The sequence below is a fragment of the Pseudomonas sp. NY15354 genome (genome assembly GCF_048068075.1).
GTDB lineage: Bacteria > Pseudomonadota > Gammaproteobacteria > Pseudomonadales > Pseudomonadaceae > Aquipseudomonas > Aquipseudomonas guariconensis_C.
The window spans coordinates 1-1,160 of record NZ_JBLUPV010000074.1; the positions used below are offsets into that span (position 1 = coordinate 1).

Below are 1,160 nucleotides of genomic sequence, written 5' to 3' on the forward strand. Positions count from 1 at the left end.
CAGACCCGCACCCGCCATTCCCAAGCCTACAAGGACGAAGCGCTGGCTTTGGCCGAGCGCATTGGCGTCAGCAAGGCTGCCGAACAGCTCGGCCTGCATGCTTCCCAGCTCTACGGCTGGCGGAGCAAGAAGCACCAGACTCAGGCCGGCAGCGAGCGCGAGCAGTCGCTGGCCGACGAGAATGCCCGACTCAAGCGGCTGTTGGCCGAGCACGCCGAGGGGCTGGCCATCGTAAAAAAGGCCGCCGCGTACTTTGCCAAGAGCCTCAAGTGAAGTACGCCTTCATGAGGACTCATACCGCGCATTTCTCGATCCAGGCCATGTGTCGCGTGTTGGGCGTTGCCCGCAGCGGTTACTACGCTTGGTGCTCTCGCAGGCCGTCAATGCGCCAGCGGCGAAGAGCCGAACTGGATCGGCAGGTCGCTCAGGCATACAGCGCACGCAAGGGCCGCAGCGGGGCTCCACGGCTTTGCCACGACCTGCGGGAAGCCGGCCTACCCTGCAATCGCAAGACGGTAGCCGCCTCGATGCAACGGCAAGGACTGCGTGCCAAGGCCGCCAAGAAGTTCAAGGCCACGACCAATTCTCAGCACTCCCTGCCAGTGGCGGAGAACTTGCTCAAGCAGGATTTCAAGGCATCTGCGCCAAATCAGAAATGGGTGGGTGACATCACCTACCTGCATACGGAGGAAGGCTGGCTGTATCTGGCAGTGGTCATCGATCTGTATTCACGGATGGTGATCGGCTGGGCCATGAACGAACGCATGACGGCCGACTTGGTTTGCGATGCCTTGCACATGGCGCTGTGGCGACGCAGGCAGCCTAATGACGTGATCGTGCATAGCGACCGCGGCAGCCAGTACTGCTCAGCGGCTTACCAGGAGCTGATCCGCGCCCATCACTTGCGATGCAGCATGAGCGCCAAAGGCAACTGCTACGACAATGCCTGTGCAGAGAGCTTCTTCCACAGCCTGAAGGTCGAGTGCATCCACGGCGAGCGCTTCACGAGCCGCGCCCAGATGCGTGAAACCGTGTTTGAATACGTCGAAACCGATTACAACCGCCAGCGGCGACACAGCACGCTGGGGCACATCAGCCCAGAGGCCTTCGAGGCCAGGATGTGTGCTTAAACCCGTGTCCACGGCTGCTGGGCAAGATCA

At 61.5% G+C, this 1,160-nt stretch carries 1 protein-coding gene; it reads left to right on the forward strand.

All coding sequences use genetic code 11. From position 1 onward, the window contains the following. Positions 1-1,130 (forward strand): IS3 family transposase gene (locus ACNFCH_RS25840; RefSeq protein WP_416744507.1). Its coding sequence is split into 2 segments (ribosomal slippage), with 1,131 coding nucleotides annotated over them: positions 1-232 and positions 232-1,130; the frame shifts between segments, so codons are not numbered across the junction. This gene is flagged as partial in the annotation. Positions 1,131-1,160: the final 30 nt, after the last annotated feature.